At 67.1% G+C, this 13,890-nt stretch carries 15 protein-coding genes; 5 read left to right on the top strand and 10 right to left on the bottom strand.

Going from position 1 to position 13,890, the window contains the following annotated elements; all coding sequences use genetic code 11:
• Window positions 1–23: 23 nt before the first annotated feature.
• Window positions 24–632, bottom strand: a complete 609-nt coding sequence (locus B5Y19_RS16215; RefSeq protein WP_055726432.1) for a Maf-like protein — start codon at window positions 630–632, stop codon at window positions 24–26.
• A gap of 303 nt (window positions 633–935) precedes the next feature.
• On the opposite strand from B5Y19_RS16215, the gene B5Y19_RS16220 reads away from it, so the two are divergent.
• Window positions 936–1,319 carry a hypothetical protein gene (locus B5Y19_RS16220; protein WP_055726431.1) on the top strand — a complete coding sequence of 128 codons (384 nt, stop codon included), beginning with the start codon at window positions 936–938 and terminating at the stop codon, window positions 1,317–1,319.
• A 24-nt stretch (window positions 1,320–1,343) separates the two neighbouring features.
• On the opposite strand, the gene B5Y19_RS16225 is transcribed toward B5Y19_RS16220, so the two are convergent.
• Together B5Y19_RS16225 and B5Y19_RS16230 are read right to left on the bottom strand one after the other, a co-directional pair.
• On the bottom strand, window positions 1,344–2,177 hold the full coding sequence (locus B5Y19_RS16225) for a CDP-alcohol phosphatidyltransferase family protein (protein WP_055726430.1): 834 nt from the start codon (window positions 2,175–2,177) through the stop codon (window positions 1,344–1,346).
• Between the two features lie 166 nt (window positions 2,178–2,343).
• Entirely contained in the window at window positions 2,344–3,045 is a 702-nt protein-coding gene (locus tag B5Y19_RS16230) for a phosphatidylserine decarboxylase (RefSeq protein ID WP_055726429.1), read from the bottom strand.
• Window positions 3,046–3,268: 223 nt separating this feature from the next.
• Between B5Y19_RS16230 and B5Y19_RS16235 the strand changes: the two genes are divergently transcribed.
• Entirely contained in the window at window positions 3,269–4,258 is a 990-nt protein-coding gene (locus B5Y19_RS16235) for an SDR family oxidoreductase (RefSeq protein WP_055726428.1), read from the top strand.
• 24 nt (window positions 4,259–4,282) lie between these two features.
• On the opposite strand, the gene B5Y19_RS16240 is transcribed toward B5Y19_RS16235, so the two are convergent.
• Together B5Y19_RS16240 and B5Y19_RS16245 are read right to left on the bottom strand one after the other, a co-directional pair.
• The gene (locus tag B5Y19_RS16240; RefSeq protein ID WP_139384427.1) at window positions 4,283–4,774 is read right to left on the bottom strand and encodes a hypothetical protein; all 492 of its coding nucleotides are present in this window, start codon (window positions 4,772–4,774) and stop codon (window positions 4,283–4,285) included.
• Between the two features lie 212 nt (window positions 4,775–4,986).
• A complete protein-coding gene (locus B5Y19_RS16245) occupies window positions 4,987–6,897 on the bottom strand; it encodes an ABCB family ABC transporter ATP-binding protein/permease (RefSeq protein ID WP_079591721.1) in 1,911 nt (636 codons plus the stop codon).
• Window positions 6,898–7,077: 180 nt separating this feature from the next.
• On the opposite strand from B5Y19_RS16245, the gene B5Y19_RS16250 reads away from it, so the two are divergent.
• Window positions 7,078–7,410, top strand: coding sequence for a hypothetical protein (locus B5Y19_RS16250; RefSeq protein WP_139384429.1), 333 nt, complete (start codon window positions 7,078–7,080; stop codon window positions 7,408–7,410).
• Between the two features lie 119 nt (window positions 7,411–7,529).
• Here the strand turns inward: B5Y19_RS16250 and cimA are convergent, their stop codons facing one another.
• Window positions 7,530–9,128, bottom strand: a complete 1,599-nt coding sequence (gene cimA / locus B5Y19_RS16255) for a citramalate synthase (protein WP_055726426.1) — start codon at window positions 9,126–9,128, stop codon at window positions 7,530–7,532.
• Between the two features lie 103 nt (window positions 9,129–9,231).
• Complete coding sequence (gene cysS / locus B5Y19_RS16260) at window positions 9,232–10,692, bottom strand: cysteine--tRNA ligase (protein ID WP_055726425.1); 1,461 nt, start codon at window positions 10,690–10,692, stop codon at window positions 9,232–9,234.
• Between the two features lie 325 nt (window positions 10,693–11,017).
• Between cysS and B5Y19_RS16265 the strand changes: the two genes are divergently transcribed.
• Entirely contained in the window at window positions 11,018–11,347 is a 330-nt protein-coding gene (locus B5Y19_RS16265) for a hypothetical protein (RefSeq protein ID WP_055726424.1), read from the top strand.
• A 12-nt stretch (window positions 11,348–11,359) separates the two neighbouring features.
• Here B5Y19_RS16265 and B5Y19_RS16270 read toward each other — a convergent pair whose 3' ends face one another.
• The gene (locus B5Y19_RS16270; RefSeq protein WP_055726423.1) at window positions 11,360–11,881 is read right to left on the bottom strand and encodes a CreA family protein; all 522 of its coding nucleotides are present in this window, start codon (window positions 11,879–11,881) and stop codon (window positions 11,360–11,362) included.
• A 102-nt stretch (window positions 11,882–11,983) separates the two neighbouring features.
• Here B5Y19_RS16270 and B5Y19_RS16275 point away from each other — a divergent pair, with 102 nt between their 5' ends.
• Window positions 11,984–12,538 carry a GNAT family N-acetyltransferase gene (locus B5Y19_RS16275; RefSeq protein WP_079591722.1) on the top strand — a complete coding sequence of 185 codons (555 nt, stop codon included), beginning with the start codon at window positions 11,984–11,986 and terminating at the stop codon, window positions 12,536–12,538.
• Here the strand turns inward: B5Y19_RS16275 and B5Y19_RS16280 are convergent.
• Both B5Y19_RS16280 and B5Y19_RS16285 read right to left on the bottom strand, forming a co-directional pair.
• The gene (locus tag B5Y19_RS16280) at window positions 12,519–13,052 is read right to left on the bottom strand and encodes a hypothetical protein (RefSeq protein WP_055726421.1); all 534 of its coding nucleotides are present in this window, start codon (window positions 13,050–13,052) and stop codon (window positions 12,519–12,521) included. The genes B5Y19_RS16275 and B5Y19_RS16280 overlap by 20 nt on opposite strands.
• 259 nt (window positions 13,053–13,311) lie before the next feature.
• The gene (locus B5Y19_RS16285) at window positions 13,312–13,890 is read right to left on the bottom strand and encodes a DinB family protein (RefSeq protein ID WP_055726420.1); all 579 of its coding nucleotides are present in this window, start codon (window positions 13,888–13,890) and stop codon (window positions 13,312–13,314) included.

Genomic DNA, 13,890 nt, shown 5'->3' on the forward strand with positions numbered 1-13,890 from the left:
AACGAACAGGCAAGCCCTGCCGCTCAGACGGCGTTCATCCAGCCGAAGCGGATCGGGAAGCCTTCGCCGCCGAGCAGGCTGACCGTCTCGTAGAGCGGTAGGCCGACGACGCCGGTATAGGAGCCGACCAGCTTGATGACGAAGGAGCCGGCGATGCCCTGGACGGCGTAGCCGCCGGCCTTGCCGCGCCATTCGCCGGAGGCGAGGTAGTGCTCGATGTCCTCAGTGGAGAGGCGCTTGAAGCGCAGGCGCGTCTCGACGATGCGGTCGCGAATCGTGCCGGACGGCGTCACCACCGCGACACCGGTATAGACCCGATGGGCCCGGCCCGAGAGCAGACGCAGGCAGGCGGCGGCTTCATCGACGATCTCGGCCTTGGGCAGGATGCGCCGCCCGACCGCGACGACCGTGTCCGCCGCGACGACGTAGCAGCCCTCCAGATCGGTGCGCGCCTGGGCCCCTTCGCGCGCAGCCTCGGCCTTCTCCCGCGCCAGACGGCGGGCGAGATCGCGCGGGCGCTCGCTCTTGCGCGGGGTTTCATCGAGATCCGCCGGCAGCAGGGCATCCGGCTTCAGACCCGCCTGCTCGAGCAGAGCGAGACGGCGCGGCGAGGCCGAGGCCAGAACCAGCATCGGCCGCCAACCGGGATGCTTGGGGGAGGAGAAGAGACTCAACTGGACTGCCCGACGTCGTTTTCGAACGCCGAGAAGGCCGGCGCGCGTTCAGCCTTAGAGCATTTCGGCAGCCCGATAAATCCGCAACCGCAACGCGCAGAGCGCACGTCAACCATCTCCGACGGCTCCAGTTCTGCGTTTGATGCATGAAACTTGGGCGGGAGAACTGGTATACCACCAATTGAAAAGACCGGCCGACGACGGCAGACTTCGTCCCCCCACGGCATATTGCCGCATCATTCATATTCCTGGAGCTTGTCCATGCCGAATCCGCGCAGGTCATCGCGCGCTTCCGTCACGGCGGAAGCGGATGCTCAGCAGCTCGCTGCGCGCGTCCTGACCATGCAGGCCGAAGCCGGCTTCACCATCGCGATGCGCATGCCGATGCTGGTCAAGGGCGCCTTCGGCGACAGCCGCGGTCAGCGCGAGGCGGCCAAGGCCGTGCTGGAAAAGGTCTCTGCGGTGGTGGAGAGCAGCATGGCGGCGACGCAGGCGGCCACGACCCTCTGGTGGAGCCTGGCGCTGAACCCCGCCTGTCACTTCGATTTCGCGGCCGCCGCGGTCAAGGTCGCGGACAGCTCGCTCGAGCCCTTCGCCCGGCGTACCCGGGCGAATGCCGCCAGGCTGGGCGGTTCGCGGCGCTGAAGCCTACCGCCCGGCCAGGCGGGCTCAGACGGCGTTCGGCGGAACGTCCCCCGCCGGCGCGGGCAGGCTGTGGGCGCGCTCGAGTTTCCGATAGCGCGCGACGCTGACCGGGATGAGCGCGAGATAGGCCACGACCACGAAGGTCAGCACCTCGAAGGGGTAGGCGAAGAGCAGTCCCGCCACGACCACCACGGCGACGAAGATCGGCAGCACCCGATCGCGCGGCACACGCGTGCCGAGCGTCTTGCCGGCGTAGCAGGGGATGCGCGAGATCGTCAGGAAGGCGATGAACAGGATGTAGAGGCCGACGAAGAGCGCGCCATATTCCTGCACCGGCACGCCGATGATGTGCAGATAGACCGGCAGCATGGCGGTGATCGCGCCCGCCGGCGCCGGCATGCCGACGAAGAAGTCCTTCTGCCAGTCCGGCCGGTCCGGATCGTCGATCATGACGTTGAAGCGGGCCAGACGCAGCGCCATGGCGCAGGCCAGCGTCAGCACGATAATCCAGCCGAACGACTTGAGGTCGTGCAGCACGAAGATCCACAGCACATAGCCGGTGGCGACGCCGAAATTGACGAAGTCCGAGAGCGAATCAAGCTCGGCGCCGAAGCGCGAGGTGCCCTTGAGCAGGCGTGCCAGGCGCCCGTCGACGCCGTCGAGGCCCGCGGCAACGAGGATGCAGATCGTCGCCGTCTCGAGCTTGCCCTCGACGACGAGGCGCATCGCCGTCAGGCCGAGGCAGAGCGCCAGCAGCGTGATGACGTTCGGCGCCAGCAGCCGGAAGGGGATCGGCTTGAAGCGGGCGCGCTTGGACTCGACGCGCTCAGGCTCGAAGGGGGGAAACAGGTCGCTCATGCGAGCCGAAATACGCGGTTTCGCGGGCGGGCGCTAGCGGCGCCTGGGGAGAGTGATGCACGGGCCCGAGCCGTGCATCTCCTGCGGAGCATTCTCCCCCGCGAAGGCTCCGACGGGAGCACCCCCGGGCCACCTCGCGGGTACCCGGGAACGAGGCGCCCTGCTCTCAGATGCCGCGGAAGCTGCGCGCCACAGCCTCGTTGCCCGTCAGGTCGGCCAGCACGGTCTCGCCAGCGATCGCGGTCTGCCCCTCGCCGATCAGCGGCACGACATGGGCCGGCAGATAGACGTCGACGCGCGAGCCGAAGCGGATCAGTCCGAAGCGCTCGCCGGTCTCCAGCGTGTCGCCCTGCTTGACGAAGGGGACGATGCGGCGGGCGATCAGCCCGGCGATCTGGACGACGCCGACGGTGCCGGAAGCGGTCTCGATCGCCAGCGCGTTGCGCTCGTTGTCGTCGCTCGCCTTGTCGAGCTCGGCATTGAGGAACAGGCCCGGCGTATAGGCGATCTTGGAGATGCGCCCGGGAACCGGCGCACGATTCACGTGGCAGTCGAAGACGTTCATGAAGATCGAGATGCGCGTCATCGGCTCGGCCGGCAGCTCGAGTTCCGGCGGCGGAAGAGCCTGGGCGATCTGGCTGACGCGGCCATCGGCCGGCGAGATCACCAGCCCCTCCCGCTGCGGCGTGATGCGAACCGGGTCGCGGAAGAAATAGCAGATCCAGATGGTGATGATCGCGCCGATCCAGCCGAAGGGCGACCAGAGATTGGCGAGCACGATGGTCGCCACCAGACCGATCGCGATGAAGACATAGCCTTCCTTGTGGATCGGTACGATCACCTTGCGGACGGAGTCGACGAGAGACATGGGCGGGATCCGTTAGGCTCGGCGCGCCGGGCGCGCGTGAATGGCTTTGCCGCGGCTTCGATGCCGATCGCGGACGTCGCGCTGATTTAAGGGGTTCCGTGCTGCAGGAAAAGCCCGGAAAGTGCGACATTGCGGCCGATGCACCGCTCTCTGCATGCGAGACGGAACCCGCCCTCCCCGCGCCCGTTCACCAGCCAGCAACGGCAACCGAACGGAGACGACCATGGCCAAAGCGACAGCGAAGAGCGGAACGACGGGGCGGGTGGCCGCCGCCGTCAGGCAGCAGCGGCGCATCCAGAAGCAGGTGGCACAGGCCGAGCGCGCACGCCCGAGGGCTAAGACCGGCGCCATGCAGGCCGGCGCCCGCGCCTATCCCAGCCCGCCATTTCCGAAACAGCACCAGGCCAAGCCGGGCAGCGAGGCCAGGCTCGACCCGGCGCCGATGTATGACGCCCCCTTCTACAAGGGGTCGGGCAAGCTGGAAGGTCAGGTCGCGCTGATCACCGGCGGGGATTCCGGAATCGGCCGGGCCGTCGCGGTGCTGTTCGCGCGCGAGGGCGCCGATGTCGCGATCCTGCATCTCGACGAAACGCAGGATGCCGCCGAGACGGTGGAAGCCGTCGTCGCAGAAGGCCGCAACGCGATCGCCATGAAGGGCGATGTCCGCAATGCGGCCTTCTGCCGGAAGGCGGTGGCCGAGGTGGTCGAGCGGCTGGGCAGGCTCGACATCCTCGTCAACAACGCCGCCTTCCAGGTCCATGCCACGGATTTCGAGGAGCTGACCGAGGAGCATTTCGACACGACGCTGAAGACCAATCTCTACGGCTATTTCAACATGGCGAAGGCTGCGGTGGAGCATCTGCCGCATGGCGGCGCCATCGTGAACACCGGCTCCGTCACCGGGCTCGACGGCAGCAAGGACCTGATCGACTACGCTACGACCAAGGGCGGCATCCATGCGTTCACGCGCTCGCTGGCGGCACATCTGGTACCGCGCGGCATCCGGGTGAACGCGGTGGCGCCCGGGCCGGTCTGGACCCCGCTCAACCCGTCGGACAAGACGGCCGAGGATGTCTCGCAGTTCGGCGCGAAGGTGCCGATGAAGCGGCCCGCGCAGCCGGAGGAGATCGCGCCGGCCTTCGTCTTCCTCGCCTCGCGCCAATGCTCCAGCTACATCACCGGAGAGGTGCTGCCCATCATCGGCGGGTACTGAGCGGAGAGGCCAGCCGCCTCCTGTTTAGGCGGTGAGCCTCGGCATCTGGACGAAGCGCACGGCCGCCTTCCAGGTTAGGAAACCGAAGACGAAGAGCACGAAGGTTTCGGCGATGGCGAAGGGCGGCTCCGACTGGGTCGGCGCCAGCGCCCGCAGGGCGGGAATCTTGCCGAACATTTGCGCCACCAGCACGAACATCAGCAGGTAGAAAGACAGCATCGCGGTGATCGCGTAGGTGCGGCGCCAGCCACCCTCCAGCCGCCGGCCATAGAGCGCAAACGCCGCGATCGCGACCAGCACGATGTGGATCCCCCCGATGATATGGGACGGCAGGACGCCGTTGAAGGGGAAGCCGAAGCCCGTGGCGCTGGTGGCGAAAGCTGTGGACAGGAACACCCCGGTCCAGCGCGGCCGCGTATGCCCGTGCAGCAGCCCCGCTGCCACCGGAAACCCGGCGACGATGGCGATCAGGCTGAGCCAGGTGTGAAAGCCTACGAATGTCGTCGGATCGAACATGGCAGCCCCCCATGGCGTGGCCCTGCCTGAAGAGCATGCAGGAAACGCACCGAAGTTGCGAGGGATTTCAAACTGGCTGGAAGGCCAGGCGACGACTGCCCTTGTCGTCATGGTCGGGCTTGTCCCGACCATCCACGTCTTCGTCAGCGGTCGTGTTCGAGACGTGGATGCTTGCCACAGCGGCGAGCATGACGGGCGAGGCTAATCCCGCCTTATGACAACGTCACCCTGACGCTCTCGCCCTCCGCCTCGGTCGCGCGCTGGAGCGTGGCCTTGGCCTCGTCGACCTCGCGCTGGCGGTTCCACATGGCGGCGTAGGTGCCGCCCGCCGCGAGCAGATCGAGATGATGACCGCGCTCGACGATGATGCCCTTGTCGAGCACGATAATCTCGTCGGCGTTGACGACGGTGGAAAGCCGGTGCGCGATGACCAGCGTGGTGCGGCCTTCGCTCACCCGGTCGAGCGCGTCCTGGATCTCCTTCTCGGTGAAGGAATCGAGCGCCGAAGTCGCCTCGTCGAGCACGAGGATCGGCGGGCCCTTCAGGATGGTGCGGGCGATGGCGACGCGCTGCTTCTCGCCGCCGGAAAGCTTCAAGCCACGCTCGCCGACAGAGGTGTCGTAGCCTTCCGGCAGCGTACGGATGAAGCGGTCGATCTGGGCGAGCCGCGCCGCCTCCTCGACCTCCTCCATCGTCGCCTCGGGGCGGCCGTAGAGGATGTTGTATTCGATGGTGTCGTTGAACAGCACCGTGTCCTGCGGGACCATGCCGATGGCGGCACGCAGGGAGACCTGCTGGACATCGGCGATCGGCTGGCCGTCGATGAGGATGCGGCCGCCCTGAGGCTCGTAGAAGCGGAAGAGCAGGCGCGAGATCGTCGACTTGCCCGCGCCCGAGGGGCCGACGATGGCGACTGTCTTGCCCGGCCCCACCTTGAACGAGACGCCGCGCAGGATCGGCCGCTCCGGGACATAGGCGAACTGGACGTCCTCGAAGGCGACCTCGCCGGCGGGGACCTGCAGTGGCCTGGCGCCGGGCTTGTCCTGGATCTCGGGGTCGCGGCCGATCAGCGAGAACATCTGGGCGATGTCGAGCGTCGCCTGCTTGATCTCGCGATAGACCGTGCCCATGAAGTTCAGCGGCAGATAGAGCTGGATCAGCATCGCGTTGATCAGGATGAGATCGCCGACCGTGTTGGTGCCGGCCTGGAAGCCCCGCACCGCCATCACCATCGACAGCGTCAGCCCAACGGCGAAGATCGCGGCCTGCCCGAAGTTGAGCCAGGCGAGCGAGGTGTAGGACTTGACCGAATTGCGCTCGTAGAGCGCCATCGAGCGGTCGTAGCGGGCGGTCTCGCGCGCCTCGGCGCCAAAATACTTCACCGTCTCGTAGTTGAGCAGCGAGTCGATCGCCTTGGCATTGGCGTCGGTATCGGACTCGTTCATCGCCGAGCGGATGGCGATGCGCCACTCCGTCGCCTTGATGGTGTAGGTCATGTAGGTCGTGACCATCGCGACCAGGACGACGACGTAGCGCCAGTCGAACAGGTAGAGCAGCACCGCGATGATCAGCACGACCTCGATGATCACCGGCACAAGCTGGTTGAGACCGAGGCGGACCATCTCCTCGATGCCGTTGCGGCCGCGCTCCAGCACGCGGGTGAGGCCGCCGGTCTTGCGCTCCAGGTGGAAGCGCAGCGAGAGATGGTGCAGGTGGCCGAAGGTCTGCAGGGCGAGCGTGCGCACCGCATGCATGAAGACCGGCGCGAAGATGGCATCGCGCATCTGCACGAAGGCGGCCGAGCCGACGCGGGCGAAACCATAGAGCACCGTCAGCGCCAGCGGTGCCCCGACCAGCCAGGGCAGCCAGTTCTCGAGGTTCGAATAGGTCCCGGCGAGAGCGTCGGTCACCCATTTGAAGGTGAACGGAACCCCCATCAGCACGAGCCGCCCCGCCACCATCAGCGCGAAGGCGGCGACGACGCGCCCGCGCAGATCCGCACGCGCCGTCGGCCAGAGATAGGGCCAGAGCGCGCGGAAGGTGGCGAAGAAGCCGGAGCCCGGCTGGATCACGGTGGAGCGGGAGAAGCTCGGCGCCGCGGGCGGCGCTGACGGCACGGACATGTTTCGAACGATTCCAGTTGGTGCGCTCATATAGGCCGAATCGCGCGCCATTGCATGGGAGTGTCGTTGCATGGAGGGCATGTGACCGGGCTGCCCGAAAGCTGCCTTGCTCTCGTCCCAAGCCGAGTATCTCATCCGTGGCGGAGCGCGAGACGCTCGTCATCGGGGAAAGAGACCATCATGAGAGCTCAGTACCTTGTCGCGATGGGTGTCGGCGCCTCGCTCGTGCTCGCGGCCTTGCCCGCGGCAGCGCAGGGCAAGCCGCACGCGCAGATCACCATCAGCAACCAGCGCAGCGTCCCGCTGAACAGCTTCGAGATCGCGACCGCCGGCGAACAACCCCGCCTCGTCGCCAAGCTCGCCAAGCCGCTGGCGCCGGGCAAGAGCGTCGCGCTCAAGCTCAACAAGCCGCAGGGCTGCTCCTATACGGTGCAGGGAATGTTCGAGGACGAGGCCGCGAGCGACGCCGATATGGATCTGTGCCGGGACCGCGTCATCCGCCTGACGGAGTGAGCTCCGTCATTCTCGGGCGGAGCGAAGCGCAGACCCGAGAATCTCAGGACGATAGAGGCTCCTGCGCCTCCCCCTTCACAAGATGCTCGGGTCAAGCCCGAGCATGACGGCGCGGGGCCTCACGCTGTCGCGCCGGCCTTCACCAGCTTGTAGGTGATCGAGTCGACCAGCGCCTGGAACGAGGCGTCGATGATGTTGGCGCTGACGCCGACCGTGGTCCAGCGGTCACCGGTCTCGTCGCCCGACTCGATCAGCACGCGCGTCACCGCATCGGTGCCACCCTGGAAGATGCGGACCTTGTAGTCGACGAGGCGCAAGCCCCCGATCAGCGACTGGTAGCGGCCGAGATCCTTGCGCAAGGCGATATCGAGCGCGTTGACCGGGCCGCTGTCTCCCTCGGCCGCCGAGATCAGCAGTTCCTCGCCGACCTTCACCTTCACGATCGCCTCCGAAAAGGTGACGAGCTCGCCCAGCGCGTTGTAGCGGCGCTCGACATTCACGGCGAAGCGCTCGACCGAGAAGTACTCCGGCACCTCGCCGAGGATGCGCTTGACCAGCAAGAAGAAGGAGGCGTCGGCGCCCTCGAAGGCATAGCCCTGCGCTTCCTTGTCCTTGACCTCCTGCAGCACCCGGTTGAGGCGCGGATCGTCGCGCCCGAGCGTGACGCCGATGCGCTCCAGCTCGGCGACGAGGTTCGACTTGCCGCCCTGGTCGGAAATCAGCACCTTGCGGGTGTTGCCGGTCGCCTCCGGCGCGACATGCTCGTAGGTGCGCGGGTCCTTGAGCACGGCCGAGGCGTGGATGCCGGCCTTGGTCGCGAAGGCGGAAGCGCCGACGAAGGGCGCATGACGGTCCGGTGCGCGGTTCAACACCTCGTCGAGCGCACGCGAGACATGGGTCAGCTCGCCGAGCTGGTCCTCGCTGACGCCGAGCTCGAAGCGGTCGCGATAGCGCTCCTTCAGCTTCAGCGCGCCGATCAGCGTCACGAGATTGGCGTTGCCGCAGCGCTCACCCAGCCCGTTCAGCGTCCCCTGGATCTGGCGCGCGCCGGCCTCCACCGCCGCCAGCGAATTGGCAACGGCGCAGCCGCAATCATCATGGGCATGGATGCCGAGATGCTCACCGGGCACCACCTTCGCGACCTCGCGCACGATGGCGCCGATCTCGTCCGGCAGCGTGCCGCCATTGGTGTCGCAGAGCACAATCCAGCGGGCGCCGGCCTCATAGGCGGTGCGGGCGCAGGCGAGCGCATAGTCCGGATTGGCCTTGTAGCCGTCGAAGAAGTGCTCGCAATCGAGCATCACCTCGCGGCCGGCGACCTTCGCCGCCGCCACGCTCTCGGCGATGCCGGCGAGATTCTCCTCGAGCGAGGTCTCGAGCGCGACATGGACATGGTAGTCCCAGCTCTTGGCGACGAAGACGATGGTGTCGGCCTTCGCCTCCAGCAGTGCCGCGATGCCGGGGTCGTTGGCGGCCGAGCGCCCTGCCCGCTTGGTCATGCCGAAGGCGGCGAACTTCGCCTGCCGCGTCGCCTTCTGCTCGAAGAAGGCGGTGTCGAGCGGGTTGGCGCCAGGATAGCCGCCCTCGACATAGTCGACGCCGAGCCGGTCGAGCAGCGCCGCCACGGCGCGCTTGTCGTCGAGCGAGAAATCGACGCCGGTCGTCTGGGCGCCGTCGCGCAGCGTCGTGTCGAAGAGATGGATGCGGGCCGCGGTCATGGCTCGCGCCGGAGCTTGAAGCGGACGACGCGCGGCACGACCATCGCCAGCATGACCAGCTTGATGGCGAAGGAGAGCGAGCCCGCCGGGCGGATCTTCGGGCTCATCGCTTCATCTCCCAGCTGGTCGTCGGCTCGCCGGTGGCGGGGTCCTTGCCGTCCTTGAGGGCGATGCCCATGGCGGCGAGTTCGTCGCGGATGCGGTCGGATTCGGCGAAGTTCCTGGCGCGACGAGCGTCCAGGCGCGCGGCGATCAGGCGCTCGACCGCCGGATCGACGGCGACGGGCGCAGCGACTTCCGGCAACCCGATCCCGAGCAGGTCGAGGCCTGCCAGAAGCGCCGGCAAGTCGCCGGACTTGCGCAGCGCATGGAGCTCGGCCAGCACGCGGGCGGTGTTGAGATCGTCAGCCAGCGCATCGAGCAGTTCGTCGGAAGGCCGCGAAGCCGTCGCACCCTGGGCAGCATCGGCCCAGTCCTGCAGCGTCTTCTCCGCCTCCTCCAGCGCCTTCACCGTCCAGTCGATCGGCTGGCGGTAATGCGTCTTCAGCATCGCGAGGCGCAACACCTCGCCCGGCCATATCCGGCCGCCGAAGGCATCGGTCGCCAAGAGCTCGTTGATGGTGACGAAGTTGCCGAGCGACTTCGACATCTTCTCGCCTTCGACCTGCAGGAAGCCGTTATGCATCCAGATATTGGCCATGAGCGGCTGCCCTTCCGCCCCGCCGAAGGCGCAGCAGGACTGGGTGATCTCGTTCTCGTGGTGCGGGAAGACGAGATCGATGCCGCCGCCATGGATGTCGAAGACGTTCTTCATGGGATCGTCGCAGGAGAGACCGCCGCCGAAGGGCGAGAGCAGCTTCGCCATCGACATGGCCGAGCATTCGATATGCCAGCCGGGACGGCCGGGCGTGGCGATGCCGGCCGGAGACGGCCAGCCCGGATCGATACCCTCGCGGCTCGGCTTCCAGAGCACGAAATCCATCGCGTCGCGCTTGTAGGGCGCCACGTCGACACGGGCGCCGGCCAGCATCTCGTCGAGCGAACGGCGCGCGAGCGTGCCGTATTTCGGCGCCTTCACGAGATGGGCGACGGCCGGAACGTGGAAGAGCACATGCTCTTCGGCGACATAGGCGACGCCGCGCGCGATCAGGCGCTCGATGATCGCCTTCATCTCCTCGATATGCTCGGTGGCGCGCGGCTCGGTCGTGGGCCTCAAGCAGCCGAGCGCATCGACATCGTGGTGGAATTGCGCCGTCGTCGTCTCAGTGACCTTGGCGATCGCCTCGTTCAGCGGCAGGCCGGGAAAGTCGCGCGCCGCGCGGGCGTTGATCTTATCGTCGACGTCGGTGAGGTTGCGCGCATAGGTGACGTGCTCCGCACCGTAGATGTGTCGCAGCAGCCGGTAGAGCACGTCGAAGACGATGACCGGGCGGGCATTGCCGATATGGGCGTAGTCGTAGACCGTCGGCCCGCAGACATACATGCGCACATTCGACGGGTCGATCGGCGCGAAGTCCTGCTTCGTCCGCGTCAGCGTATTGTAGAGCCTCAGGGTCGGCGACATAGGGGCTAAATCCTGGAACGAACGAAACGGAGAGACGTGCAACAACGACCTGGCCGCTGGCCGGGGCGCTTTTGTCGGTTCGTTTTCAGGACGAGGACGTGAGCAGCCGGCCAGCGAAAGCTAGCGGCAAATAATGCAAATCCGGTTGTTGATGGCGGCTCGCGTCATGACAGAAAGTGATTGCCTGTCCACAGCGCCTGCGTCAAGAGGGCGCTCCGTTTGCTGCACCGCAACATTTCGGCCGCAATTCACTCAAATTTAACCGGCCGGAACCATCCTCCCGATTCACGGGTTCTCCGCCCGCCCCCCCTCAGGAACCTTCCCCATGCGCCGCGCCGTGGCCTTCGTCGGACTGCTCGGGATCGCCGCTGCAGGTATCTCGCTTTCGATCATGCCGACCAGCCGCTCGGCCGCGGCTGCCAGTGAAGCGCGCACCTTCCTGATCCCGGCGAGCGACGGCTACGGCGTCGCCGACTGCATCTCCTCCAGGGCCGAATGCGGCCAGATCGTCGCGAATGCCTGGTGCGAATCGCAGGGCTTCGGCAAGGCCGTCGCCTTCGGCGTCGCGAACCGCGAGGATTTCACCGGCACCGTCGCGCGGCCGACACCCGCCCAGCTCGCGGAGCAGCCGCTCAGCATCACCTGCGGCGAGTGATCGCCACCCCGATCAGCGAATCCACTCCGAACATTTCGGCGTCTCGCCCGAAGCGCCCCAGGGCATGATCGGCACGGTCGAGGTCGAATTCTGCGGCGAACCGTCGATCAGCTTGTCGGTATAGACGAGATAGACCAGCACGTTGCGCTTGGCGTCGCAGCCGCGGACGATCTGCATCTTCTTCCAGATCAGCGAACGGCGCTCGCGGAAGACCACGTCGCCCTGCCCCGCCTTCTCCTTGAACTTGATCGGCCCGATCTGGCGGCAGGCCAGCGAGACCTCCGAGACCTCCTCGGCCACGCCGAACATGCCGGAGACGCCGCCCTTCTCGGGCACGGTGTAGTGGCAGGCGACGCCCTCGACGATCGGATCGTCGACGCCGTAGACGGCGAGCTTGTCGTTCGGGGTCAGCATCTTCCAGACCGTCGACTTCCGGAAGATCAGGTCCTCCTGCGCCGCCGCCGGCGACAGCAGGCCTCCTGACAGGGTGAGGGCCAGCGCGGCCAGGACCCAACGACGAAGCGGCATTCCCATTCTCCCCGGCGCATTCCAGCTCGGCGCCCGGCACGATATGGGAAACAGGCAGCCGTTGCACCAGAGTTTTGCAGTGCAACAGCCGCGAACCGGAGAGATCGGATGGCCCTGCCTGAACTGGAAAGCGCAAGATTGCTGCTGCGGCCGCGCCGCCCCGTCGATCTCGACGCCATCGTCCGGATGAACGCCGACCCGCAGGTGATGCTCCACATCGCGGCCGTCGGAGATCCTGCGATGGGGCGGGAGGCCGTCGCCTCGCGCAGCTTCAGCCATATCGCACGCGGGCTCGGCTATTGGTCGGTCTTCGCCAGGGAGGCGCCGGCGGATTTCACCGGCTATGTCGGCCTGATCCCCGATGGCGACGCGGTGGACGAGATCCAGCTCAGCTACCGCTTCGAGGCGCGCCATTGGGGCAAGGGCTATGCCGGGGAGGCTGCCGCCTGCCTGCTGCGCCACGGCTTCGGCACGCTCCGCTTCGCGAAGATCGGCGTCACCACCCACCCGCTCAACGCAGCCTCGCTGCGTCTCGCCGAACGGCTCGGCTTCGAGGCCGCGCCGACCGATCCGGACATCCTGATCGGCGATCCGCCTGTGCCGGCCTCGCGCCTCCAGCTGACGCGCGACGCGTGGCTGCGGCTCACGCTGCCAGAGGCCTGAAGACGAGATAGGCCGCGACGAGCGCGCCGGCGACGCCCAGGGCGAACAGGACGAGCTTCAGCCGGGTCATCGTGCTGGCGAAGGCGACATTGCCGCCATCGACCTGCGGATAGCGATCGAGCAGCCGGGCCACCGCGAAATTCTCGGCGACGTCGCAGAGCCCGCCCAGCAGCCAGCCGCCGCCGCAGAGCGCCGCGACCCACCAGGGCTGGCCGCGCATGGCGAGGCCCGCGATCAGCAGCGCGCCGACGATGGCATAGGTGAAGGCGCAGGCGACGTCGGCCGGAAGGACGCGGTTACGATAACGTGCCCGCCGCTCGTCGCCATAGAGCGTGAACAGCTTCTCGACATCGGCGACGTTGTAGCCGTCCCAGTCGCTCTCCAGCATGCGCGGCACGCCCTGCCGGCTCGACCAGAAGCCGACCGCCCAGAACAACACCACGACCAGCACCGGCCCCCAGATGAAGAAGGCGAGCGGGATGGTCGTCGAATAGAACGGCACGGTCTCGGTCATGGCGGCTCGACTCTCAGGGCAGGCATCGGCGCTGCATAGTGAGGTTATCCGGCGTGCGGGCCGCCGCCAAGCACGGGAAACCCGGCTTCGATGGCACAGACCGTCAGGAACCTCCAGCCCTCATCCTGAGGAGCGCCTTGAGGCGCGTCTCGAAGGGTGACCCAGATCTCTCCGGAGCCTCCTAGAACATCCTTCGAGACGCCATTCCCGACGGAATGGCTCCTCAGGATGAGGGCTCAGTGCACGTTCAAACGATCACTCACAGCAGTTCCTCCGGCGGCAGCAGGTCGAGCCGGCGCAGCTCGACGCGCGTCTGCTGCGAATCGTGCAGCAGGAAATACTCGTCGAGCTGCGGCGGAGCGACCGCGGTGCCGGCGAGCATCGCATGCGCCTGGCCGCGGTGATGGATCTGGTGCTGGAAGAGATGCGCCAGCAGATCGTCGATCCGTTCCTCGACGGCGCCATGCTCGCCGCGATCGGTGGTGACGGTGGCTTCGAGGGCGGCGTCCGACAGCCCGTCGCAAACCGCGATCAGCCGGCGGTCGGCCGCAGCCTGGGCCTGGAACAGCTCCGCCATGCCGAAGGGCCGGAAGCGCGCGAACACCTGCCGGCCGAGCCCGCCGCGCTCGAGCGCGTCGATATAATAGAGATCGACCATTAGATTATGGTTCAGCGTCTCGTGCAGCGAGGGGAAGAAGCTCGTGCGCGCAGCGCGAAAAGCCTCTTCGTCCAGCTGCCTGCAGGCCGAGAGCAGCCGCCAGTTCGCCCAGGCGTTGTTATGCGCCATCTTGCGGAAATGGGCGCTCAGCGGCCCGCGGTGGCCGGCTCCGTCAGGCAT

Origin of the sequence: Allobosea thiooxidans, from assembly GCF_900168195.1 — a bacterium.
Lineage (GTDB): Bacteria > Pseudomonadota > Alphaproteobacteria > Rhizobiales > Beijerinckiaceae > Allobosea > Allobosea thiooxidans.